The sequence below is a fragment of the Pseudomonas sp. NY15364 genome (assembly GCF_048068235.1).
GTDB classification, from domain to species: Bacteria; Pseudomonadota; Gammaproteobacteria; order Pseudomonadales; family Pseudomonadaceae; genus Aquipseudomonas; species Aquipseudomonas mendocina_D.
This window is the reverse complement of sequence record NZ_JBLUPX010000001.1, coordinates 84,342-106,233: the sequence shown is the minus strand read 5'-3', so window position 1 is coordinate 106,233 and position 21,892 is coordinate 84,342. Positions and strand designations below refer to the sequence as shown.

At 62.8% G+C, this 21,892-nt stretch carries 17 protein-coding genes and 2 pseudogenes; 1 reads left to right on the top strand and 18 read right to left on the bottom strand.

The features are described from left to right. Positions 1–151 precede the first annotated feature (151 nt). The 9 genes and pseudogenes from pelG to ACNFCJ_RS00460 form a co-directional block, all read right to left on the bottom strand. The gene (gene pelG, locus ACNFCJ_RS00500) at positions 152–1,522 is read right to left on the bottom strand and encodes an exopolysaccharide Pel transporter PelG (RefSeq protein ID WP_416769183.1); all 1,371 of its coding nucleotides are present in this window, start codon (positions 1,520–1,522) and stop codon (positions 152–154) included. Continuing rightward, positions 1,522–3,048 (bottom strand): GT4 family glycosyltransferase PelF, encoded by a 1,527-nt coding sequence (gene pelF / locus ACNFCJ_RS00495; protein WP_416769182.1) that lies wholly within the window; start codon positions 3,046–3,048, stop codon positions 1,522–1,524. The genes pelG and pelF overlap by 1 nt, the downstream gene beginning before the upstream one ends. Beyond that, positions 3,045–4,034 (bottom strand): HEAT repeat domain-containing protein, encoded by a 990-nt coding sequence (locus ACNFCJ_RS00490; RefSeq protein WP_416769181.1) that lies wholly within the window; start codon positions 4,032–4,034, stop codon positions 3,045–3,047. Before ACNFCJ_RS00490 ends, pelF begins: the two co-directional genes overlap by 4 nt. Beyond that, positions 4,012–5,378 (bottom strand): annotated as a pseudogene (locus tag ACNFCJ_RS00485) (PelD GGDEF domain-containing protein). Before ACNFCJ_RS00485 ends, ACNFCJ_RS00490 begins: the two are co-directional and overlap by 23 nt. 5 nt (positions 5,379–5,383) lie before the next feature. Then, on the bottom strand, positions 5,384–5,902 hold the full coding sequence (locus tag ACNFCJ_RS00480) for a penicillin-binding protein activator LpoB (protein WP_416769179.1): 519 nt from the start codon (positions 5,900–5,902) through the stop codon (positions 5,384–5,386). 27 nt (positions 5,903–5,929) lie between these two features. Next, positions 5,930–6,379: a hypothetical protein gene (locus ACNFCJ_RS00475; protein ID WP_416769178.1), complete on the bottom strand. Its 450-nt coding sequence runs from the start codon at positions 6,377–6,379 to the stop codon at positions 5,930–5,932. An 86-nt stretch (positions 6,380–6,465) separates the two neighbouring features. Further along, positions 6,466–9,531 carry a tetratricopeptide repeat protein gene (locus ACNFCJ_RS00470; RefSeq protein ID WP_416769177.1) on the bottom strand — a complete coding sequence of 1,022 codons (3,066 nt, stop codon included), beginning with the start codon at positions 9,529–9,531 and terminating at the stop codon, positions 6,466–6,468. Next, on the bottom strand, positions 9,509–12,277 hold the full coding sequence (locus ACNFCJ_RS00465) for a bifunctional glycoside hydrolase 114/ polysaccharide deacetylase family protein (protein ID WP_416769175.1): 2,769 nt from the start codon (positions 12,275–12,277) through the stop codon (positions 9,509–9,511). Before ACNFCJ_RS00465 ends, ACNFCJ_RS00470 begins: the two co-directional genes overlap by 23 nt. 372 nt (positions 12,278–12,649) lie before the next feature. Next, positions 12,650–13,255 (bottom strand): glutathione S-transferase, encoded by a 606-nt coding sequence (locus tag ACNFCJ_RS00460; protein WP_416769173.1) that lies wholly within the window; start codon positions 13,253–13,255, stop codon positions 12,650–12,652. Between the two features lie 186 nt (positions 13,256–13,441). On the opposite strand from ACNFCJ_RS00460, the pseudogene ACNFCJ_RS00455 reads away from it, so the two are divergent. Beyond that, positions 13,442–14,342 (top strand): annotated as a pseudogene (locus tag ACNFCJ_RS00455) (LysR family transcriptional regulator). An 83-nt stretch (positions 14,343–14,425) separates the two neighbouring features. Here ACNFCJ_RS00455 and madM read toward each other — a convergent pair. The 9 genes from madM to mdcA all read right to left on the bottom strand — a co-directional run bounded on the left by madM (position 14,426) and on the right by mdcA (position 21,798). Beyond that, positions 14,426–15,190, bottom strand: a complete 765-nt coding sequence (gene madM / locus ACNFCJ_RS00450) for a malonate transporter subunit MadM (protein ID WP_026088523.1) — start codon at positions 15,188–15,190, stop codon at positions 14,426–14,428. 5 nt (positions 15,191–15,195) lie between these two features. Continuing rightward, positions 15,196–15,597 carry a malonate transporter subunit MadL gene (gene madL / locus ACNFCJ_RS00445; protein ID WP_416769172.1) on the bottom strand — a complete coding sequence of 134 codons (402 nt, stop codon included), beginning with the start codon at positions 15,595–15,597 and terminating at the stop codon, positions 15,196–15,198. Between the two features lie 61 nt (positions 15,598–15,658). Beyond that, positions 15,659–16,585 carry a malonate decarboxylase subunit epsilon gene (mdcH, locus tag ACNFCJ_RS00440; RefSeq protein WP_416769171.1) on the bottom strand — a complete coding sequence of 309 codons (927 nt, stop codon included), beginning with the start codon at positions 16,583–16,585 and terminating at the stop codon, positions 15,659–15,661. Beyond that, positions 16,582–17,217: a malonate decarboxylase holo-ACP synthase gene (locus tag ACNFCJ_RS00435; protein WP_416769170.1), complete on the bottom strand. Its 636-nt coding sequence runs from the start codon at positions 17,215–17,217 to the stop codon at positions 16,582–16,584. Before ACNFCJ_RS00435 ends, mdcH begins: the two co-directional genes overlap by 4 nt. Positions 17,218–17,304: 87 nt before the next feature. Continuing rightward, positions 17,305–18,111 (bottom strand): biotin-independent malonate decarboxylase subunit gamma, encoded by an 807-nt coding sequence (mdcE, locus tag ACNFCJ_RS00430; RefSeq protein WP_416769169.1) that lies wholly within the window; start codon positions 18,109–18,111, stop codon positions 17,305–17,307. Between the two features lie 2 nt (positions 18,112–18,113). After that, complete coding sequence (locus tag ACNFCJ_RS00425; protein ID WP_416769167.1) at positions 18,114–18,965, bottom strand: biotin-independent malonate decarboxylase subunit beta; 852 nt, start codon at positions 18,963–18,965, stop codon at positions 18,114–18,116. Then, positions 18,958–19,257 (bottom strand): malonate decarboxylase subunit delta, encoded by a 300-nt coding sequence (locus ACNFCJ_RS00420; RefSeq protein WP_037005700.1) that lies wholly within the window; start codon positions 19,255–19,257, stop codon positions 18,958–18,960. Before ACNFCJ_RS00420 ends, ACNFCJ_RS00425 begins: the two co-directional genes overlap by 8 nt. 1 nt (position 19,258) lies before the next feature. Continuing rightward, positions 19,259–20,137 carry a triphosphoribosyl-dephospho-CoA synthase gene (locus ACNFCJ_RS00415; RefSeq protein ID WP_416769165.1) on the bottom strand — a complete coding sequence of 293 codons (879 nt, stop codon included), beginning with the start codon at positions 20,135–20,137 and terminating at the stop codon, positions 19,259–19,261. Continuing rightward, positions 20,137–21,798 (bottom strand): malonate decarboxylase subunit alpha, encoded by a 1,662-nt coding sequence (mdcA, locus tag ACNFCJ_RS00410; RefSeq protein ID WP_416769164.1) that lies wholly within the window; start codon positions 21,796–21,798, stop codon positions 20,137–20,139. Before mdcA ends, ACNFCJ_RS00415 begins: the two co-directional genes overlap by 1 nt. Positions 21,799–21,892: the final 94 nt, after the last annotated feature.

Genomic DNA, 21,892 nt, shown 5'->3' with positions numbered 1-21,892 from the left:
TGAATAGGGATCACTCAGTCAATTGACTACTGCGCCAGTCGCCACGGGCGTGTATGGCCGGCGGACCACCAGGAGTAGCAGTACGCACTGCGCCATGATCAAACGGGGGCTTGCGCCGCCGGCTCAGGCGCAAAGCCATACCCAGCCGCCGTCAGCGGCTAAGCATGAAAGTTTCGAACTCGAGATCGTCCAGCGCCTCATTGAGACGATACAACCCCAGGAGCACGCACAGCAGCAGCGACAGGGTGAAGCCATAGCCGAAGAATGTCGGGCCAAGCATCTGGCTGAACAGGGTCAGCGCACCGTTTGCCAGGACGAAGAGAACGCAGAGTTCGAGGACGATGGCACGCTTGTCCAGATAGAAGAAAACGTTGAGCAAGGCCATGAACACCACCTGAATGCTCACGCCGATTACGTCGATGTAGAACAGCGGCAGGTAGTAGTGCGAGATACCCAGCCAGGACAACAACTGCGGCGCGAGCAGAAACAGCAGAACCAGAGTCAGCCCCTGGACCTTGCAGATTTCCATCAGACCCTGGCGAATCGCCAGAATCATCTGCTCCTTGAGCCAGCCGATGTGCTGCAGGGTTTCCCCGCCGCGAATCGCGTCATAGACCCGCTCGTACCACTCGGCGAAGTCGGTTTCGATGCGTACCAGGAACACCGCCATGCCGGGGATGATCGACAGGTAGGCAAGGAAGATCGGTAGGTCATAAAGGATCGATGCCCGCAACGGGCCGATCACGGCTTCGGAAGTCGAAGGGTTGAACCAGAAGATGAACTTGTCGATCCAGATGCCCAGGTTGTAGCACAGCCCCGTCAGCAGCAGGCTGCCGAACACCTGGCGACGCCTGAGGAAATCGAACGCGACCAGGCGCTCGGCCGGGTACTCGCGAAGGATATCGAAGAGAAAGATGAACAGCAGGCTGGAGTGACCGATCAGCAGGCCCAGCAACAGGCCGTCGATATTGAGAAATCGCAGCAGATAGGCCGAGGCGACCATTAGCGAGTAGCCGAGGAACATCACCCCGATAATGCGGTTGTAAGCCTTCATCCCGGACAGGAAGATGATCACCAGCCACAGGTTGCACAGCACCACGAAGTTGGCCATCACCAGCAGGCGATAGGAAAACGACTGATCGAACAGCAGGCCCAGCACACAGATCGCCAGCAGCCCCGAAACGATCGTCACCAGCAGCAGTATGCCCACCAGGTTGGGCAGGATCAGGTCCAGGCGTTTCTCGAACAGCCGGTCGGAGACGAAGCGGGTAAAGAACAGCTGCAGCCCGCCGGTGAGGATCAGCGACGAGGCCATCAGGTAGGTCACCGTAACCAGGAATTGACCGATCAGCGTTTCCGGCAGCACCGCCCCCAGGCTCAGTACGCCGATGAGCATCACGCTGATGATCGACAACACCCAAGGGCCGGAGCTGATCAGGCCGGCATACAGGTAGGCGCGCATCGTCGAGGTGTAGGAGTCCTTGGACAGGATCTTTCTCAGTTCAAAGCCAATACCCGCCATTACGCGCTCTCCGTGCCTTCGCGATACAGCTCACGATAACGCGCGAGCATCAGTTCTTCGGTGTAGTAACGCCGCACACGCTCAAGGCCAACGGCCTGGGCAGCCTTCCAGCGCTCCGGGTTGCGCAACAGCGAGAGAATGGCGCGCGAGGTGGCCTGAGGGTCGGCGATGGCCACCACCTCCCCCGCTGTGCCGAGCTGGCGATCCTCCGGTGTGGAGCCTTCGACCAGCTCGCGGCACGAGCCGACATCACTGGTCACCACCGGCGTTCCGGCGGCCCAGGCTTCGAGCACCACCAGCGGCTGCGCCTCACTGATCGAGGTCAGGACCATGACGCCCAGTTGCGGCACGACTTCGCGCACCTGGCGGAAGCCAAGAAAACGCACCTTGTCCTGCAGCCCCAGACTGGTTACCAGGCTGTGGCACTCGGCGGCGTAATCCGGATCCTCTTCCTCCGGCCCGACGATCCAGCCTTCGGCTTCGGGCATGACGCTGACCACGCCACGAATCGCGCGGATGAAGGTTTTGACGTCCTTGATCGGTACCACACGCCCGACCAGCCCCGCCACCGGCGGCACGCCCTCGGGCCGACTGAGCAGCGCCTGATCCCAACTGGCCAGGTCGATGCCATTGGGGATCACCCGAGTACGCTCCTCGGGAGCGCCATCGAGAACCTGACGCCGCCTGTTACCTTCGTACAGCGCGATGATGGAGTGTGCAGATCGGTAGGTGATCAGCCCAATACGCTCGAAGAAGCGGATCCACAACCTGCGGATATAGCTAACCTCCGCATCGAGGCCGGTGCTCAGGCGCTCGTCGGGGCTTTCGGCGATCCAGGCCGCTTGAGCCAGATCGATCTTGCGTTCCTTGGTGTAGATGCCGTGCTCGCTGAGCAGGTAATAACAGTCCCACCGACGCCGCAGAACGCTGCCCAGAAGGCCGGCATACCCCGTGGAGATGGAGTGCAACATGCGCGCGCGCGGCAGCGTTCTGGAGACTTCCGCCAGCATGAACAGCGGCGCCTGCATGGAGCGCAGTGTCCAGAAGTAATTGACGAATGACGGATCGGCGCAGTGCTGGGTATAGCCGTCGACGATGGCATCCCAGCTGGCTCGACTCTGCAAAAAGGCTTCACGTCCAATGCGGCCCGCTGCCAGGGTATCCACGAAGGCGTTACCCTTCGCCTCGCTGGGCTCGTCCGGACTGTGCAGAAAGCGATGCACGTCGACCATCAGCTCGGCCAGCTCGGCACTCGAACGGGTACTGGTGGTGGGAATTGCACTCCAGGCGTCTTCGAGAAAGTGCTCCTGAATGTGCACCACGTTATCGGGGATGGCGTAGTGGCGCTTGCCGTAGGCCTCCTTCTGACCACCGATGAACAACACCGAGAAGGTCAGTTCAGGCAGCCCCAGGATCAGCTGGTTGATCCAGCTCGACACGCCCCCGCGCACGTAGGGCCAGGTTCCTTCGAGCAACAGGCAGACGTCGACGCTCTGCACGTCGGACACAACGGATTTCTCACTCATAACCAGTATCTAGCCAATGCCGCGAAGGGGGGACGTTGCAACAGCTCGGCCGGCATCGTCGCCAGCATTTGCGGAATTTCTTCATAGCGCTGACGCAGAAACGCGATTTCGGCCCGATACGGTGCCAACTGCACCGCATCCATACCCGTATGGGCAGATAGATCAAACTGCGCCATTGCCTCATCTAGATTGCCCTGCTCCATGGCGATACGCCCGGCAAGCAGGTGCAGCTCACCACTCGCGTTGCCCACCAGAGCAGACGTAACGTGCCCCCAGGCCTGCTGCAGCACATGATCAAGAACACTGCCCTGGACCAGCCCGACATAGGCAAGCTCCCAGTACCAACGCGCCAGCTGCGCATGCAGGGCGAACTTGCGGTCTGTGCTGACGTTTTCCATGTCTGCCAAAGCGTGCTCGATACGCTGATTGATTCGGCTTTCACGTTGATCGAGCATCGAGTAGGCGAGCAGACGCACGTCATCGGACGGATCACGCAGCGCCAGTTTCAGAATCGGAATGGCTTCCTTGCTGCGCATGCGGCGTGTCGCGAAGATCGCCGTCAAGCGCTGATCGGGGTCACGTGCATGACGCAGCACGTCCTGCAGGCCACCATCGCTGAACATCAACTCCTGCTTGCGCTCGCGAGGCTTGAAAGGCAGGTTGGGAACTGCGGTGGCCTCCCAGGGCTGCACCTTGCGCTTGCGCGGCAGGTAGAGCGCGGGAAAAAGTGCCAGCGCCACACCGATCATGCCGATCAGGGGGATGAAGAACGAGACGCTGAAAATGAACAGCGGGCTCCAGGGAAAAGGGTAGCGATAGCGACGCGGCAGCAACAGCCAGATGCCGGCAGCCAGCATGGCGCTGCCCAGGCCATGCGCGGAAGCGTAGAGCAACGCGGCCTGATGCACGGGAAGATCGCTGACCGCACTGGCCCAACTCCCGATCTCAAGCAGCGCGGCGCCGCTAAACAGCCACTTGCTGATCATTCAATGCGCACTCATTGAAGAGGAAATGTCTCAACGCATCACGCTCGTCACCACCCTCGAACAGGAACTGATGCGTCTGTACACCCAAGGACTCCAGCTCTCGGCCCTGGCCAAAACGCTCGGCGAACAGCTGCCGCAAACGCACCAGATAACCCAGCGAACCCTCACCCGAGGTCAGCGGCAGCAGCACCAGCACTAGGCGACGGCCGCGTCCGTTGATCGCCTTAAGCTGTACGTCGAGGCCGCGCTGGCTGCCCTCCAGGAGACGCTGAATCTCTTCGCCGTTTTCCTCGGAGAGCTCGAATGCAAACAGGCTGGCCGGCAGATCGTGGTCCCGTGCGTCGCTGAGCGAGCGCTTGAGCAGTTGCGAGTAGTGCTGGGCGTCGGCGTCCGGCAGTTGCAACGCTTGGGGATCGCTCATCAGCAGATCGGCGATATGTCCGGCCAGAATCGCCAGCAGGCTGAAGCTGCGCTCGTGGAACATGAAGAACGGCATCTGCTGAATCGCCAGAACGGCCAGGATGCGGTCTTCGGTGTCGATCAGCGGCACACAGGCCTGCAACGCGGAATGACGGCCACCCTCGCCACGCTCCAGTACCTCGGAACGGACACTGACCAGCTCTCCACGATGCAGACACTGGCGCAGGAGCACATCGTTGCTGTTCAGCGCCCCCATCTCGCCAAGCGTGGCAAGGGCTGCAGCTCGACCTGCTCGTTGTCCATGACCCGATAGAGCCCTGCAACCCGCAGCGAACCGTATTGTGCAAGCAGCGAGATGACCGTGTCGGCCAGGGTCTTGAGCGCGTCACGATCACCCGGCAAGGCCCGCAGTTGTTCGCGCAGGCTAAGCAGGGAGCTGCGCAGACTCTGGTCGTTGCCCGCTACACGCTGCTCCAGACGATCATGGGAAATGCGTAGGATGTGATGAGAGCGAGTGAACTCGTCGAGCCGCAGCTGGCGGTACTCGTTGGCCAAGCTGAGGCGCTCGAGACGGCGCTCCCAGATATCACGGAACTCGCCTACCAACATGCTGCACAGCAGCATCCCCACGATGAAGGAGGCCGGGATATCCACATAGATTTCGCGACCAACCAGCCGAAATACGAAAAGCGCTGCGATGAACAACACCGCACTGAATAGCCCTTGCAGGAATCCGTAACGAACGCCGAGCAGTATCGGTACGAGAATCATCCAGGGGAACGACGCCACCACGAGCAGGGGATCGTCCGGCGATAGCCAGTAGCCGAAACCTAGGGCGAGGAGGCTCAGCAGACAGGTTTCCCACCAGGAAACACGACCACTGGCCCTCGGCGCAAGAATGAAATCCTTGTGAGCAGACTGCATCGTCATTACTCGAAGTCGAGGTTACCGACCAGCTCACGCAGCACCTTCTGCGCCGCCCCCGCCAGACTCTCGCGCGACCAACCCGCACGGGCGCCGCTCGAGCTCCAAACCACGCGGCCGGTCGCCGGCTCCAGCACCTGCAGGCTGACGCCCACGGCGGGTTCGCCATCGAGGCCATTCTTGTACTGCCACTCCTCGACGCTACCGGTGATCACGTAAGCCAGACGCTGTTGGCGCGCCCAGTCGAGCGCCTTGATCTGGCGCTCACGGTCGTCCTGCAGCAACAGGTCCTGACGCGGCGCCTGAGGATACATCAGCGGACGCACGCCCTCTTCGGCCAGGATGCTGATCAGGATCTGCTCTGCGCGCTCACCGGCCTGCGGAGTCTGGGCGTAGTTGACCAGTGGCGCGACGCCCCAGGCAGCGTTGCGCGGCAGCGTCTGACCACTTTCGCGGGTGAAGCTCGAGCACCCGGTCGCGAGTGCTGCAATGACCACCAGGGTCAGGCAACGGATGATTTGCATCGTCATTCCTCCTTTGAGAATCCTTGCTTAGCGCCCAAAACGGGTGCTGTAGGTAATACCCATGGACCCGCCGGCATCACCCTCTCCACCACGGGGAGCGGATTGATAGCCGAGGGTCACAGCCAACTCGTCATCACCGAACAACTCGACGCCAACCCCCAGGTTGATGCCGTAGTTGAACTGCTTTTCCGTCCACTGCCAGCCGGCAATGGTGTCGACCATCCAGGTGAACTGTGGACGGGTTCTATTCAGTGCGCCGGGGAAGCCTCGGCGCCAGGTGCTGGCGACGTACACCTGGCCGTAACGATCCTGCATGAGCTCCTCGCCCAGGATCGTCGCCCCCGGCGTGGTATCGAAGGGTATGTAGGCGCCTCCGTTGGCGCTCAGAAGCTCACTGGGAACCTCGCTCTCGACACTGTTCTTCTGGTAATCGAGGCCGGTACGCAGCAGCCAGGAAGGATCGTCGAAGAACAGCATGTGCCCCCACTCGACGGATACGCCATTGCCAGTGCCGAGCGCATCGCCGCTTCTCGAACTGTAGCGGCTGTGCGTGATCGACCAGCTCAGCTGGTCATGCGCGGAAAGCCGTGCTGACCTCTCAGGCCCAGGCCGTCACGCATACCCAGGGCGCGCAATAGCCCGGTGTCATCGGCCTGCCGGTGCCAATCCACGGCGATGCCCAGCTCATCTCGCGAACTCAGACGCCAGGTCCGCTCAAGCCCCAGGCCATGGCGGTCATCGTCATCGCGCAGACTACTGTCGAGGTACAGACTCAGATCGCCATCGGAAAGCTCTCGACGGGTATCCAACTTGAGATTGCGCTCATTACCCATCACCGCGCTGTCCAGATTGGCGCTGTCATAGCGCACCTGGTCGAGCTGCAGATCGGCATACCAGTCGTCGCCCAGATTGCGCGCGACGCGCAAGCGAGGTCCGGAGATATCCAAGTCGCCGAAGTCCATCTTCTGCCACCCCAGCTGAATACCCTGCGGTGAGCGCTCCAGCATGCCGGTGGTCTGATAGAGCAGTTGCTGGCGAATGGATACCGGTTGCTCGTCGCCCTGGGCGCTGAGCGCGGTGGCCAATGCCTCGCCGTCATGCCCAAGGCGAGCGAGAACCTCGACCTGATGTGCCACGTCCAGGCCGCCGCGCTGCAGAAGACGCTGCATCTGCTCACGGTTATCGCTGCGTAGCGCCTGCTGAATCTGATCGTAGTTACCTGGCTCAAGGCCACGCGCAGCACCCCACGCCAGCCAGTCGTCCTTGAGCGCCGCCTGGTTGCCCGCGTCCAGCCGCTCGAGGAAATGTTCGAACCAGAGTTGCAACGTCGCCTGCTCGCCGTTCCACAACTGCCTGGCCTGCGCTAGCGAAACCAGCGAGCCCTGGCTACCGGCGAGCAGGCGCAGATACATGGCATAACCTTCGGGTGTAGCGATGATGCGCGAACGGTCCATATCCTTGAGCAATTGGCGACGCAGGCGCCAGGCCAGGTCGGCATAACCAGCAGCCTCGGCAGCATCGGCGTAAGCAGCCAGCGCCAAACGATCAGATGGATTGGACTTGAGGTGCTGACGGAACCAGAGCAAGGCCTCGCGAGTGTTGTTGAGCATCATATGGCCGGTCGCATAGGGCAACCACAGACGACTGTCAGCCACAGCCCGTGAGCGCCATTGCGGCAGCAGCGCTGCAAGGACATCGCGCTGAGCATTGTCGATGTAGAACCAGAGCATGCGCTGACGTACCAGGTTGTCTTCCGGGAACTGGGCCAGAGCCTGCTTGTAGAACGCTTTGGCCTGTTCGTACTGCCCATCCTGGGCGGCGAGCGCAGCACGGGCGAGCCAGTACTGCGAACTGCTACGGCCCGCCGGCGACTGCTCCGCTTCAGCCAGAAGTGCTCTGAGCGTATCCCAGTCACGCAAGATCTCGGCCAGTTGCAATGCCACTGTCAGCCGCGCCACCCTGCCGGTGCGCCGCCAACTTTCAACAAGGACCTGCAGGGCACGGCGCGGCTCTTTGTCCCAGTAGATCCTTATCAGTCGATCTTCATCATCCCGGCCCAACGGCACGTCGAGGCTGACCAGCCGCTCATATGCCGCGCGAACATCGGCATCGCGCTCGAGCTTCCAGGCAAGGTCAGCGCGCAGTTGCCAGTATTCGGGATCATCCACCTTGCCCGCATCCACCGCGGTCAGTACCGCCCAGGCCTGATCCGCCTGAAAGAGGTTCCAATGCACCTTGGCCCAGCGGATACGATCTTCGGTGCTCAGGCTCGTGTGCTCAGCCATGCTGGCCCAGAGCTCAGCCTCCTTGTCGAGCTGCTGGGTGTTCTCCAGCAGCATGCGCAGGCGCTTGCGGGCAAACAGATGATTGGGGTAGCGCTGCAGATAAGCCCGCAGCCAGGACTCTGCGTCTTCAGGAGTGCCGCGGACCTCATGGCTGTATACCAGCGTGTCCACTTCCTGATCCGTCATCTGCCGCTGACGGTCGATGGCCGAGAGCGTACTGACCACCTGATCAAAATCGAACAACTGCAATGCGTAGCGCCAGACACGCTCACGCATGACCGGGTCTTCCTGATGAGCCAGCATCTGTACCCAGTAATTCAATGCCTGCTGGGTATGCCCGGTCCACTCAGCCAGGCGTGCCAGTTCAGCCATCAACTCGAAGTCATCGGGAGCCTGCGCCAGCAGTTGCGGCCCGAGCTGCCAGGCACGCTCGATGGCACCGGATGCCAGACTGAGGCGGAAATCGGCATTGAGTGCCCGATGATCATCGGACTTCAGGTTCAACCAGTGCTGAACGAAGGTCTCGGCAAGATCGAAGCGCTGCGCCGCCTGTGCTGCGTCCACACCTTCGGCAAGCCAATCTAGCGATTCCTGCTCTGCATCCAGCTCACCAAGATGCTCAGCCAGCAGTTCCGCGGCCTGCGCAGAGTGGTCTGCAGCACGCAAAGCGTTGAATGCCTCACGCAAGTGTTCGACTCGCTTTTGCGCATCCGGCTCTGCAGCAGCTAGTTGCAAGTAGAGTTGCGCAGCTCCACTTTGGTCATTGTTCGCCAGGCTCCACAGGGCAGCCTCGCCCAGCCAGTGGGTGCGTCGCTCGGCATCACGCTCGGCAAGCGCCTTGTAGGATTTCACGGCCACATCCAGACCACCGATCTCCAGCGCATAACGCGCAGTGCGCTCCAGCATGGAGTTATCCAGGTCAGCGATGTTCAGCGCCCGCAGTTCATCGATCAGCTGCGCACGCCGCGCGTCGCTGATACCGTCCGGATCGGCCTGAGCCCTGAGGATATCCAGCATCACCACATAGAATGGGGTAATGGCCGAAAGGCGGCCTTGCAGCTGTTCGAGGTACTCGCGGGCACGCTTGAAGTCACCGACCTGAATCAACTGATCGATCAGCCTCAGCCGCAGTTGGTCATCCTCGGGGTGTGCCTTGATCAGCAGCTCGGTATAGCTGATGGCCACAGCATCAGGCGCCGAATCGGCGGCCGGAAGGAATACATCCTCGCTCTTGTAGGACAGGGCCAGCAGCGCAATCACGAAGAGCGCGACAAGCACGATCATCCATGGGTTGAGCAGGCGCGTCTGGCGCTCACGTTTATTAGTTGCAGATAAGCTTTCCATCTCTCACCCGCTTCATTGGCAACTCGAAGTGCCAGATACCCTTGTCAGCCTTCGCCTGAAAGCGACTGCTCCCCACCTGAACCTGACACGCCCTGTCCGAGCGAACGCTGAACGTCAGCGGAAACTCTCCCTCGAAGGAAAACGTGACGTTTCTATCATCGTTGTAACGCCAGGCAGTCAGCGGGATGTTGGCCTCCTCCAGAGACGGACGCGGATCACGCGTTTCGCGCAGCGCCAGCACGGCCTCAGATCCACTGAGGTGCACGTACCGCCCCTGCGGCAGATCTCGCACGCCCGCAACGCCCTCGGAGCGCGACAGGTCTGGCCAGCCCAGAGCCGGGTCGAGACGCAGCGTGCGCATCCCCATGAGCCCCCTGACCAACCACGCGCCATCGCTACGTTTGGCCAGGCTCGCTCGGTAGAGGCCCTCTACCCGCTTGATGTAATCGCTCATCCACAGCGATAGCGGCTGGCTGTCGACCATGGCCTGATAGGTCTGCTTCATCACCCGAATGGAGGCCTCCTTGGTCCCCGAGTAGAAGTGGTAATACAGGTGAAAGCCTCGCAGGCGACGCGGGCTGTCGGTCAACGCGAAGGTTTCCTGTACACCACGGAAACCGTAGTAGGGACCTGTCCATAGATTCGTGTAGACGTTCTCGTTGATTACCGGCGCGTAGAAGTGCAGGCCTCCGTAGGTCGGACGAATCAAAGGATAGAGGCCGGTCAGCGAAGGGTAGGCATTGGTCAGAACCGTATTGCCGCCATTGACGTTGGGCAGACCGCTGTCATACGCCAGCTTGAGCGTCTCGGCACTGGGCATGGCATCACCCGACCAGAAGATCATCTTCACCGGCTTCTCAGGCGTGGTCAGGCGCTGGTTGATGTAGTCACGCGCGCCCACGACCTCGCGCTGCATGTCCAGCGTCTTGTAGCCCGGAATGGCCATCATGTAGCCGTACTGCGCCTCGAAGTCTTCACGTTGCGATGACTTCTCCGGCTGCCAGAAGAACGGGTGACTGAAGGTATGGCTGGCGACCTCGACCTTGGGATCGGCAAAGATCTTGCGGGCGATCGGCTCCAGCTCACGAGCCAGGTGCGGATACATGCCCTTGGGGCCGACCTCGCCTTCGATCACCGACACCGAAGTCAGCAACGGATAGGGGGTAATGAAATCATCCAGTACCTGGGTACCGGAGTAAGGCGTACCGGTTACTTCAGCGCGCGAAACGAAACCATCACCATCGAGGTGAACGGTGGCGATACGTCGACCGTTTTCCGTCGTCGTGTCGGGTCTGGGGATGGAAGGCAAGGCAAAGGCGCGCTGGAGGAAAGCGAAGGGGTCGACGATCCAGCGACGGTGATCCAGCCCTTCCTCGAATACATAGGGAGTCAGCACGTATCCGCCCCAACTGCCCGTAGCGACAGGTACAAAGCGCCTCTCACCACTACGCAGGGCCACAGCGGCCTGGGTCACGTCAGGATTGGTAACCGTCAACGCGGGCAGCTCCCGGGTACGCAAGCGCATGGGCGCCTCGAACCCACCGACCAGCGCCGCATCATGCGATTCCAATACGGCGTCATCGGCAATTGGCTGCGACAGGGTGCGAATACCAAGACGACTGAGCAGGCTGTCATTGTCCAGCGGCAGACCGGAAAAGAAAGCCAGCGGTACCTGCTCATCGAGCCGTTTGTTCAGCCAATCCTCGAAGATGTCGCGCTTCTCCGGGGCGCCACTGGTCATCCAGACCACGACGCCAGCATGCACCCCCTTGAGCGAACGCTGCGGCAGCGAGGCGTCGGCAGGCCAGTAGTCGACGCGATAGCCCAGGTACTCGAGCAACCCACCAAGATAGATATGGCCAGGGTTATCCTCGACCTCGCCTTCCCGAGGATCATAGACCAGACCGATACGACGGGGCTGGACCTCGATGGAACTCATCCCCAATGCATTCAATTCAGGCGATGTGACGTAAGGAATGAAACCCTCATGAACCAGGCGAGCAGCAAGTTCGCGTGACTCCTTGCGCTGCTCTGGGGGCAGGTATTCGATCGCCACGACCGGGATGCCTTTTGACCGCGCGTCATCGAGGTGTGGCAGCAACCAGTCGCGATCACTTTGCGGCACCTGGCGATAACCGCCACCTGCAGCGTCCCACCCTGCATAAAGGGACTCTACGGCTACGGCAGAAGCCACGCCCGGCAGCTCAGGCAGAACATCGAAGCCGCGATTGAAGAACAGCTTGAGTTCGGGCTCGCGGCGATGCATCTGCTGCAGAAGACTTTTCAGCGCCAGGCGCTGCGGCTCCTGAAAAGCTTTGGGTTGGAGATGGAAGCTGTCCAGCGTATCGAGAAAAACGCCGTCGTAACCTTGCTCTTTCAGAGCACTGGCTCGGCCAAGGAGATAGTCGCCCCAGGCGGATGCATCGAGATCCATGACCTGGCTGTTCCAGGCGATGTTTCTGATGGTGCTGGCAGCGCCCTGCAAACCAGCGGCAGTGAGGTCGCCATCGTACTCACCGACCGACAGGTAAGCGAAAACGGTACTACCCTGGGCCTTGAGGTAGGTGAGATCGGAAGGGGAAACATGCCCGGGCTCGACGACCACCCACTCGAACTGCGAAAGCTCTGGCAGCGGCGGCTCGTCGGCGTACCAGAAAGCCACGCTGGAGGGCTGGGCAAGTGCTGTACTAGCGAAAAACGCAACAGCCAGGCTGAAAAGCCCGGCTATTCCCTTTGAGAATTTCAACTGATCAACCCACTGAACTGGAAAAAGCGCTTCATGCGCCTACGCCCTAGTAGAAAAATCTGGCGAGGCGTCCCCCCCGGTCAAATGATTACATTCTAATCAGGTTCAGGACCTTGAACTTAATCGTTACACTTATCTGCATCGGCATTGAATCAGCCCGCCCAGAAAAATGTCAATTTTTCCGATAAAAAATCCAGACTAGCGGTTATATTACAAATAAAAGCCAAATAAATGGCGAATTGAAGCGCAACATCATCGCCAAAATAACAGCTTAATGGCATTACTCCAACTGGAAATACGCCAAAAAAACGACCATTCAATTTTTATTACAGCGTAATGCGACAATATATGGCCACGGCATTACCAAAACGCCTACACCGGCGCACTGCTTTGCATCGAGGGACGCTGGGAAAAGACTTGCTGGAATGCCGCCAGGCCAGGATAAGCGGCGCGCCAGTCGAGATCGGCGAAACGGAAGTCCAAGTAGCCCAGGGCGCAGGCAGCGCCAATCTGTGCCAGGTCGAGCGGCCCCTGCAGTAGGTCGACCTGGCGCTCCTGTTCCACTAGCGCACGCTGCACCTTACCCAACTGGCCGTCGAGCCAGGCCGGCCATTGCAGCTCGGCTGGGCGCACGCCACGCTCGTAGCGCGCCAGCAAGGCCGCGTCCATCAGACCGTCGGCCAGGGCGGCCAGGCGCAGCACCTGCCAGCGCGATGCACCGCTCGGCAGCAACTTCGCACCCTGATGCAGAGTGTCGAGGTATTCGCAGATCACCCGACTGTCGTACAACGCCTCGCCGTCATCAGTGAGCAGCACCGGAATCTTGCCCAACGGGTTGAGGGCGTTGACCCGTTCGTTGAGCGTGGTTGGCAGCACGGCGGTATCAAGCAGTTCGATTCGTTCCAGCAGGCCGGTTTCCGCAGCCAGCACGCGAACCTTGCGCGCGAAGGGTGAGGCAGCAGCGTAGATCAGTTGCATGAGCAGGTTCCTTGGACGGGTGAAGAGAGTCGAAATCGCTTGCACTAAAGCACAGTCCAGGCGCCATGGTCAGCCGGCGTTCCTACTGACCAAGCCGGCTCACACACCACCAAAGTCGCAGGCCCACGGCACCGCTCATTCCTCGATATGCGGCGCAATCGCCTATCGCTGGAAAAGGACAGGCCCATGCTGATCGATGAAGAACTGACCCTGAAGAAGCTGGAGGTCTTTCTCGCCTTCATGCGCAGCGGCAACCTCGCGCGTGCCGCCAGCGAGCTGCAGACCAGCAACGTCAGTGTGCACCGCGCCATCCATTCGCTGGAAAGCGCGCTGAGCTGCCCGCTGTTCAAGCACGAGGGGCGCAACCTGATTCCGCTGGAGAGTGCCTATGTGCTGGAAGAGAAAGCCCAGAAGCTGATCCAGGACGCCCAGGAGATGGTGCGCCTTACCCGCGAGGCGGCGGGCTTCGGCGCCGAGCGCTTCAAGCTCGGTGCGCTTTACTCGCTGACGGTGAAAACCGTGCCGCAACTGATCATGGGCCTGAAGCTGCGGCGCAGCGAGCTGAACTTAGACCTGGTGCTCGGCTCCAACGTCGACCTGCTGTACAAGCTGAAGAACATGGAGCTTGACGCCATCCTGATCGCCCTCGACGACAGCGTCAGCGATCCGGATTGCGAGCAGCTGGCGCTGTTCTCCGACGACATTTTCCTCGCCGCACCGAACGACTCGCCCTTCGCCGATCACGCCGAGGTGGACCTGGCCGATCTGCGCGACTCGACCTTCATCACGCTGACCCAGGGCTACGCCACCTTCCGCGATGGCGAGCGGGTGTTCCAGCAGGCCGGCTTCGAGCCCAAGGTGGCGATGCAGGTGAAGGACATCTTCACCCTGCTCAGCATGGTCAGCTCCGGCGTCGCTGCCGGGGCGCGTGGCTGCGGTTTACGAGAACCGGGTGAAGCTGATCCCGCTGCAGGCCAAGTACCACCTGCAACAGCATATCGGCGTGGTCTTTCTCAAGGCCAAGGAACGCGACCCGAACCTGCTGGCGCTGCTCGCCGAGTGCCGGATGTATAGCAGGCAGTCGTAGGCGCAAGCGTCGCCACTGAAGCGCCTCCCACAGGGCAGCACATTCAGCCCGAATAAAAAGCCCGCCATGGCGGCGGGCAAAGGTCAGCCTAGAAGGCCTCGCATCAGAAAGTAGAGCAGCGATGGGCCGAGCAGGCAGCCCAGTGCGGTGTAGAACGCCGCTGTCAGGCAACCGTATGGCACCAATTTTGGATCGGTTGCTGCCAGGCCACCGGCCACACCACTGGAGGTGCCCATCAGGCCGCCGAAGATCACCGCGCTGCGCGGGTTGTTCAGGCCGATATAGGGCGCGATGAAGGGCGTCGCCACCATCACCAGAATCGCCTTGATCAGGCCGGCGGCAATCGACAGGGCCATCACGTCGGAGCTGGCGCCGATGGCCGCGCCGGTGACCGGGCCAACGATGTAAGTCACCGCGCCGGTGCCGATGGTGGTCAGGCTGACCACATCGGTGTAACCAAAGGCCATGGCCACCCCGACACCCGCGACGAAGGAGGCGAAGACGCCGACGAACAGCGCCAGCACCCCGGCGAAACCGGCACGCTTGAGTTCCTCGACACTGACGCCGAAACCGGTGGCGACGATGGCGAAGTCACGCAGCATCGCACCACCGAGCAGACCGATACCGGCGAACAGCGGAATATCCACCAGGCCTTTCTGGCCGCCGGTGTAGGCACCGCCGATATAGGACAGCAGCAGGCCGAGCAGGATGGCGATAGCCGAACCATGCAGGCGGCCCTTGGTGAATTTGTCGGAAATCCAGTACGACACCCACATGGTGATGCCGATGATGGCGAAGCCGCTGAGCAGGCCGTAGCCGGTAATGACCTTCATCAAAGATTCGTACATGGCAGTCACCGTGGCGCTTTGTTCAGGGAGGGGGCAGCGTCGGTTTCAGGCTGCTTTTGCCCGATGCGGCTCAGTGCGGGGACCAGCGCAAAACCGATAGCAACAGCGGCTGTGCCAGCGAGAATCGCCATCGGGCCGCCTTTGAGGGCACCGTAGACGTTCTGCTGAGCGGCCATGGCGACCACGATGGGAATGTAGATGGCGCTCCAGAACTCCACGCCCTGTTCCGACTTGCCGGTGAACAGACCGCGGTTTTTCAGGTAACTGCCCAGGAAGATCAGCAGGATCATGGCGATACCGACACCGCCAACGTTGGCGGGCACGCCGATGAGTTTGCCTAGCAGTTCACCGATGAAGATGCCTGCCAGGGTGCAGAACGCCAGGAAGGCGACACCGTAGATGATCATTGTTGTTGTCCTCGCTTCGTATCGAAGTTGTTGTTTTTTGTGCTTCGGTAAACGCTACGGCTCAGCGGTCGCGGCTTACCTCCTGACGCAACATGGCGTCGAGTGTATCCAGACGTGCGCCCTCGAAGGCGATTGCCTGGCCGGCGTCGAAGACACGCCGGGCGAGCCCGGTCAGCACGCCGCCGGGTGGCAGTTCCAGGTGCAGGCGCACGCCGCGTTCATAGGCGGTGACGAGCGTGGCCTGCCAGTCGACGACGCGGCTCATGTTGTAAGCCAGGTCGTCGCGCAAGGTTTCGGGATCACGGATCAGGCGCGCCGAGCTGCTGCTCAGGTCGCGCACCTGCGGTGTACGCAGCTCGACCTTGGCGAATGCCGAGGCCAACTCCCGAGCCGTTGCATCGAGCAGTTCGCAGTGCGACGGCACGCTCATGGCCAGGCGTTTGGCCATACCGGCGCCGAGGGCGCGAGCACGCTCGGCCACTGCGGCCATGGCGGCATCGCTGCCGGCGATCACCAGTTGGGTTTCGGCGTTGATATTGCCCAGGTACACCGGGCCTTCGGCTTCGGCCAGCAGGCGTTCGATGCTGCCCTGGTCGAGGCCGAGAATGGCGGTCATGCCGTAGCCACTGGGGTAGGCGCGCTGCATCAGTTCGCCACGCAGGGCGACCAGGCGTAGGGCATCGGCGAAATCCAGCGCGCCGGCCACCACAGCGGCGGCATAGGCGCCGATGGACAGCCCGGCGACATAGTCCGGACGATGCCCACGCTCGCCGAGCAGGCGCGCGGTGGCGACACCGGCAATCAACAGGCAGAGCTGCACGGCACGCGTGCTGTGCAAGGCTTCGGCCGAATCCAGCAGGCGTACGTCCTCGCCCAGCGCAGCGCTGGCCTGCTCGATAGAAGCCTGCACCACCGGCAAGGCGGGCAATGCCTGGAGCATGCCGGGCTGCTGCGCGCCCTGGCCGGGGAAGGCCCAGAGCGTGCTCACGCCGCCACCTGCTGTAACTGCCACGGATCACGTACCAGCAGCGGGCCGTCCTGGGTTTTCAGCAACACGCGCGGCGCCTCGCCGGCCCATTCACGTAGCGCCACAGCGCCGTATGGGGTTTCCAGCTGCAGGTCGATACGCCCGGGGGCCTCGTCCAGCAGGCGGCAAAGCGTGCGTGCCCATTCGCGCTGCAGGTGGTGCGGCGCACGCAGCGACAGATCGAGATCGCTGTCTGGATGCACGGCAGTGATGCCGCTGGCCAACTCGAAGCCCAGGCTACCGGTCACGCCCCAGGCCAGGCAAAGGGCATCGAGATGCGGCGCCAGCTGGCTCAACGCGCGCAACGCCGGCCACTGCGGCTGAGCGTGGCTACGCCAGCGGCCCGCCCGCGCCACCGCCTGCGGGCTGACCAGACGACGTATCTCGCTCACGCGCATCCAGGCGGCATGCCGCTGTTCACGCGCCATGCCACGGATACCGACCGCGACCCAGCCGGCGTCAGCCGGCGCACGGCGCACCACCACCGGCACATGCCCGCCCAGGGCGGCACGAGCCCAGGCCGGCGCCTCCTGTGGCAGGTGCTCGGGGCGCAGGCCCCAAAGCAGATCATGTGGACGGGGTGTGGGGTGCATTGATGCGTTCTCTGTAGGGTGCGCCATGCGCACCGTTTCGATTAATGGTGCGCACGGCGCACCCTACGGTGGCCGTGCGCGACCTGCTCACCACTGCGCGCGCAAGGCCTCACGCACCTGACTGGAAGCCGCGCGGTTGGTGGCGCCCAGGCGGTTGCGCAGGTCACGCGGGCTGGCGGCGATATCGCTCAGGGCACGGTTCAGGGCGTCCTGCACGCGGGCCAGGTCGGCAGCCGATGGCTGCGTCACCTGCTCCACGTCGAGCACCTCAGACAGCAGGCCGAGCGAGGCGTAGCTATCCAGGTCATAGGCCATCGGCGGCACGCTGGCGGCCAGGGCCTCCAGTTCGTCGACGCTGCGCAGGGTGATGCGCGCGGCCGCCGCCTTGCCCATGGCGTGCACCATCACCCCAGCGTCGCGCAGGGCGATCAGGCGGTTGGCCTGGTAGCCGTGGGCGAGGAAGGCGCCGGACATGGCCTTGCCGACCAGCAGACCGATCACCGCATGCCCGGCCAGGCGAGCTCGGGCATAGGCGTCCACCGCGCCGGCCAGCGCCTGATGAATGCCATAGGCTTCCTCGCGGCGACCATAAGCCTGGCTCGGCACGTCGACGATGGCGATCAGTGCGCGCTTGTGCGGGTTATCGCGGTCAGCCTCGATGGCCTCATCGACCGCCTGTGCCAAACCCCAGCCTTCGAGCAGGCCGACTTCGCCGTTGCGGGCGCGGGGGAATGGATTGTTGGCATCGGCGATCACCGCCAGATAGCGCACTGCCTGGCCAGCCAATTCGCCATCGGCCACCCGCAGCGAGGCAGGCAAACCTGGTTGCTGCTGGGCGGCGCCGGCCAGGGCCTGGAACCAGTGCAGGCCGCGTTGTTCCTGTGCAGTTGTCATGTTCATGCTCCCTGGTAGGCGCTGCGTACGGCAGCGGCATCGGCCTGGACGGCGGTGTCGACAGCGCGCAGGCGTTCAAGGAACCAGGCGTGACGACGGCTGCGCTCCTGCGTCGGTTTGCCCTTGGCGAACAGCCCATGCAGCTCGCTGCGAATGGCGTCGACATCATCGGCTACATAGCCATCCACCAGACCGCTGGCGTGACGCTGCTCGCCGCCGGTCAGGCTCCAGACGAAGGGACGGTCGCGCGAGTCGTATTCATCCAGCCCGGCTTCCTGTTCGATCACTTGCGGGCCGTTGAGCCCCAGGCGCGCCTCGCGGGTGACCAGCAGGTAGCTGCATAGTCCGGCAGCGATGGACATGCCGCCGAAGCAGCCGACCGGGCCGGCGACCAGGCCGATCACCGGCTGATACTGACGCAGCTCGACGATGGCAGCCTGGATCTCGGCGATTGCCGCCAGGCCCAGGTTGGCTTCCTGCAGGCGCACGCCACCGGTCTCCAGCAGCAGCACGGCGCGGGTCGGCGTACCGGCCTTATTGTCTTCAGCCGCCAGCTCCAAGGCACCGGCGATATTCGCGCCACCCACTTCGCCGAGGCTGCCACCCTGGAAGGCACCCTCGATGGCGATCACCACCGCAGGCTGGCCGTCGATCAGGCCCTTGGCCACCACCACGCCGTCATCGGCCTGCGGCACGATGCCCTGCTTGGGCAGCCAGGGCGACATCAGCCGGGCGAACGGATCGAGCAGCTCGCGGAAGCTGCCGGCATCGAGCAGTGCGCGAGCTCGCCCGCGGGCACCGAGTTCAGTGAAGCTGCGCTGCGCCAGCAGGCGCGCAATGTTTTGCTCAGCCATGGTTCAGTTCCTCCAGGCCTTGCTCCAGGCGTAGGCGCACCACGCCGGGCGTGGCGCCAAAATCATGAATGGCGATGTTCAGCGCGGGCAGCTGCTGCTCGCGGAACATGCGTTCGAACAAGAGCTGCCAGCGCGGTGCGCTGCCGTTCACCGAGGTCACCACTTGGATGGCCAGGGTGCCGGCCTGGCCGGGTTCGAGCAGCACTTCCAGGTCGCCGGAGCCAACGCAGCCCACCAGCGCGCGGCCCTTGGCCGGTTGCCCGGCGGGGAATTGAAAAGACAGGGTTTCCATTTCACAGACTCCCAAGCTGCGCCGGCAGGCCATGCTGCAGGCGGTCGAGGAACAGGGTGGCGGCAAGCAGATCGGCAGCGCCGCCAGGCGAGGCACGTAGGCGCAGCATGTCGCGTTCGAGGTCACGCAGCAGACGGCGACCATCGAGGCTGGCGCAACCACCGGCGGCGAGCACTGCGCGGGCGCCGCTTTGCATGCACGTCAGCCCGGCCATGCCGGCGCGATACAGCACGCAGGTGTCAGCCAGCTGGGTCATGATCGCCAGCAGCGCATCCAGGCGAGCGTTCTGCTCCCCAGCCCCGGCGGCGCGGCTTTGCGCCAATTGCGGCAGCGCCTGCTGGATCACCGCAGGGAAGCCCAGCTGCGCTTCCTCGCGGGCACCATGCACGCCGTACAGACGGCAAACCTGCGCGCCATGGCTGTCGCCAGTGACGGGCGCGGCGCGGTCATTGAGCAGGGCAAGGCGTGCGGCGCGCACCGCGACCTGTTCTGGTGCCAACTCGCAGGGTTCGAGTGCGGCAGCGGCACTGAGCAGACCCAACGCCCAGATCGCGCCGCGATGGGTGTTGACGCCACCAGTGACGCGCAGCATCTCCACCTCACCTTCGCGACCGATGCGGCCAACGTCCTCACGCAGTGCCTGGTCGATGGCACCGCGTTGTTGCGCGGCCTCGGCCATGGCCTTGAAGCTTGGCCACAGGGCCAGCGCCGAGGCGTGCATCAGACCCAGGTGCAGATCGGTGTGCGCGCCACTGCCGCGTCGGTCGACCAGGCCAGGCTTGGGCGACAGGTCGGCCTCGTCGATCAGCGCATCCACCGCTAGGTCCGCCAGCCAATCGCCTAAAGAAAGCTGTGGCTGAATTGCAGTCAGTGCATTCATCACCAGCTCCTGAATTTGGCGGGCGGGTTGTACAGGCCGCCCGACCACTCGACCAGTTCGGCGATGCTCTTGGCTGCGAGCAGTTCGCGGCTGGCATCGGTGCGGCGAATGCCGAGGTCTTCGGGCAGGGCGATCAGCCCTTCACGGCGCATGCGCGCGGTGTCTTTCGGGTCATGACGCAGGCCGATGGAGGTGACGCCGGCGACCGCGGCGATCATCGCCTGGCGCTCTTCCACAGTGCGCGCCTTGTACAGGTAGGCGATGCCTTCCTCAGTGAGCAGGTGGGTGACGTCGTCGCCATAGATCATGATCGGCGCCAGCGGCATGCCGACCTTCTTCGCCATCTCTACCGCATCGAGCTGCTCGACGAAGGTGGGTTTGCCGCCCTCCTGGAAGGTCTCGACCATCTGTACCACCAGCTTCTTGCCGCGCTCGAGCAGCGGCGCTTCGCTGTCGCCTGGGCGCATGTCCAGCCAGGCGGGCGTCGAATGACGCCGACCGCGCGGGTCATGACCCATATTCGGCGCACCGCCGAAACCGGCCAGGCGGCCACGGGTGACGGTGGAGGAATGGCCATCGCCGTCCACTTGCAGGGTGGCGCCGATAAACAGGTCGACCGCGTACTGCCCGGCCAGCTGGCACATCATGCGGTTGGAGCGCATAGAGCCGTCGCGGCCGGTGAAGAACACATCCGGGCGCTGGGCGATATAGCCTTCCATGCCCAGCTCGGTGCCGAAGCAGTGCACGCTTTCCACCCAGCCAGTTTCGATGGCCGGGATCAGCGTCGGGTGCGGGTTGAGCGTCCAGTTGCGGCAGATCTTGCCCTTCAGCCCCAGCGACTCGCCGTAGGTCGGCAGGATCAGCTCGATGGCGGCGGTGTTGAAGCCAATGCCATGATTGAGCGACTGCACGTTGTGTTTTTCGTAGATACCGCGAATCGCCATCATCGCCATCAGCACGTGCACGGACGTGATGTGGCGCGGATCGCGGGTGAACAGCGGCTCGATATAGAAGGGCTTGTCGGCCACCACCACGAAGTCGACCCAAGAAGCGGGGATGTCCACGCGCGGCAGCTCGTCGACGATCTCGTTGACCTGGAAGATCACGATGCCGTCGGAGAAGGCGGTGGGTTCGACCAGCGCCGGAGTGTCCTCGGTGCTCGGGCCGTTGTAGATGTTGCCGTGGCGGTCGGCCTGGAAGCCGGCGACCAGCGCGACGTTGGGGATCAGGTCCACCAGCAGGCGCGAATACAGTTCGATGTAGGTGTGGATGGCGCCGACTTCCATCTGCCCGTCTTCGAGCAGTTGGCCGATGCGCAGGCTCTGCGGCCCGGCGAAGGAGAAGTCGAGCTTGCGGGCGATGCCGCGCTCGAACAGATCGAGATGCTCGGCGCGGCTGACACTGGGCATGATCATGTGCAGGTCGTGCAGGCGCCCGGGGTCGGCCTTGGCCAGCGAGCGGGAGAGGAAGTCCGCCTGCTTCTGGTTGTTGCCTTCGAGCACCACGCGATCGCCGGGGGCGATCAAAGCTTCGAGGGCCGCGACGATCTTGTCGCTGGGCAGGACCACGCCATCGGCGAGGTTGCGCACCTGATCGAGTCGCCGAGCTTTTTCAGCGCGACGACGCGACCACTGCGGCGGTGGGGATATTGTTGTTGTCATTGAAGACTCCACGAGTTCCGCTGTCGTGGAGGCACATTAGGAGCGTGACCCTAGGGTCATCAATCAAGCAGCCAGCGCTATCGTTACGCTCAGG

Bases quoted from the DNA above. Each gene is read 5' to 3' on its own strand.
- ACNFCJ_RS00490 (WP_416769181.1), bottom strand. From the start codon at position 4,034: ATGATCAGCAAGTGGCTGTTTAGCGGCGCCGCGCTGCTTGAGATCGGG.
- ACNFCJ_RS00435 (WP_416769170.1), bottom strand. From the start codon at position 17,217: ATGCACCCCACACCCCGTCCACATGATCTGCTTTGGGGCCTGCGCCCC.
- ACNFCJ_RS00420 (WP_037005700.1), bottom strand. From the start codon at position 19,257: ATGGAAACCCTGTCTTTTCAATTCCCCGCCGGGCAACCGGCCAAGGGC.
- ACNFCJ_RS00470 (WP_416769177.1), bottom strand. From the start codon at position 9,531: ATGGAAAGCTTATCTGCAACTAATAAACGTGAGCGCCAGACGCGCCTG.
- mdcE (WP_416769169.1), bottom strand. From the start codon at position 18,111: ATGACAACTGCACAGGAACAACGCGGCCTGCACTGGTTCCAGGCCCTG.
- ACNFCJ_RS00475 (WP_416769178.1), bottom strand. From the start codon at position 6,379: ATGCTGTTCTTCGACGATCCTTCCTGGCTGCTGCGTACCGGCCTCGAT.
- ACNFCJ_RS00460 (WP_416769173.1), bottom strand. From the start codon at position 13,255: ATGCAACTGATCTACGCTGCTGCCTCACCCTTCGCGCGCAAGGTTCGC.
- madM (WP_026088523.1), bottom strand. From the start codon at position 15,190: ATGTACGAATCTTTGATGAAGGTCATTACCGGCTACGGCCTGCTCAGC.
- madL (WP_416769172.1), bottom strand. From the start codon at position 15,597: ATGATCATCTACGGTGTCGCCTTCCTGGCGTTCTGCACCCTGGCAGGC.
- ACNFCJ_RS00415 (WP_416769165.1), bottom strand. From the start codon at position 20,137: ATGAATGCACTGACTGCAATTCAGCCACAGCTTTCTTTAGGCGATTGG.
- pelG (WP_416769183.1), bottom strand. From the start codon at position 1,522: ATGGCGGGTATTGGCTTTGAACTGAGAAAGATCCTGTCCAAGGACTCC.
- pelF (WP_416769182.1), bottom strand. From the start codon at position 3,048: ATGAGTGAGAAATCCGTTGTGTCCGACGTGCAGAGCGTCGACGTCTGC.
- ACNFCJ_RS00480 (WP_416769179.1), bottom strand. From the start codon at position 5,902: ATGCAAATCATCCGTTGCCTGACCCTGGTGGTCATTGCAGCACTCGCG.
- ACNFCJ_RS00425 (WP_416769167.1), bottom strand. From the start codon at position 18,965: ATGGCTGAGCAAAACATTGCGCGCCTGCTGGCGCAGCGCAGCTTCACT.
- mdcA (WP_416769164.1), bottom strand. From the start codon at position 21,798: ATGACAACAACAATATCCCCACCGCCGCAGTGGTCGCGTCGTCGCGCT.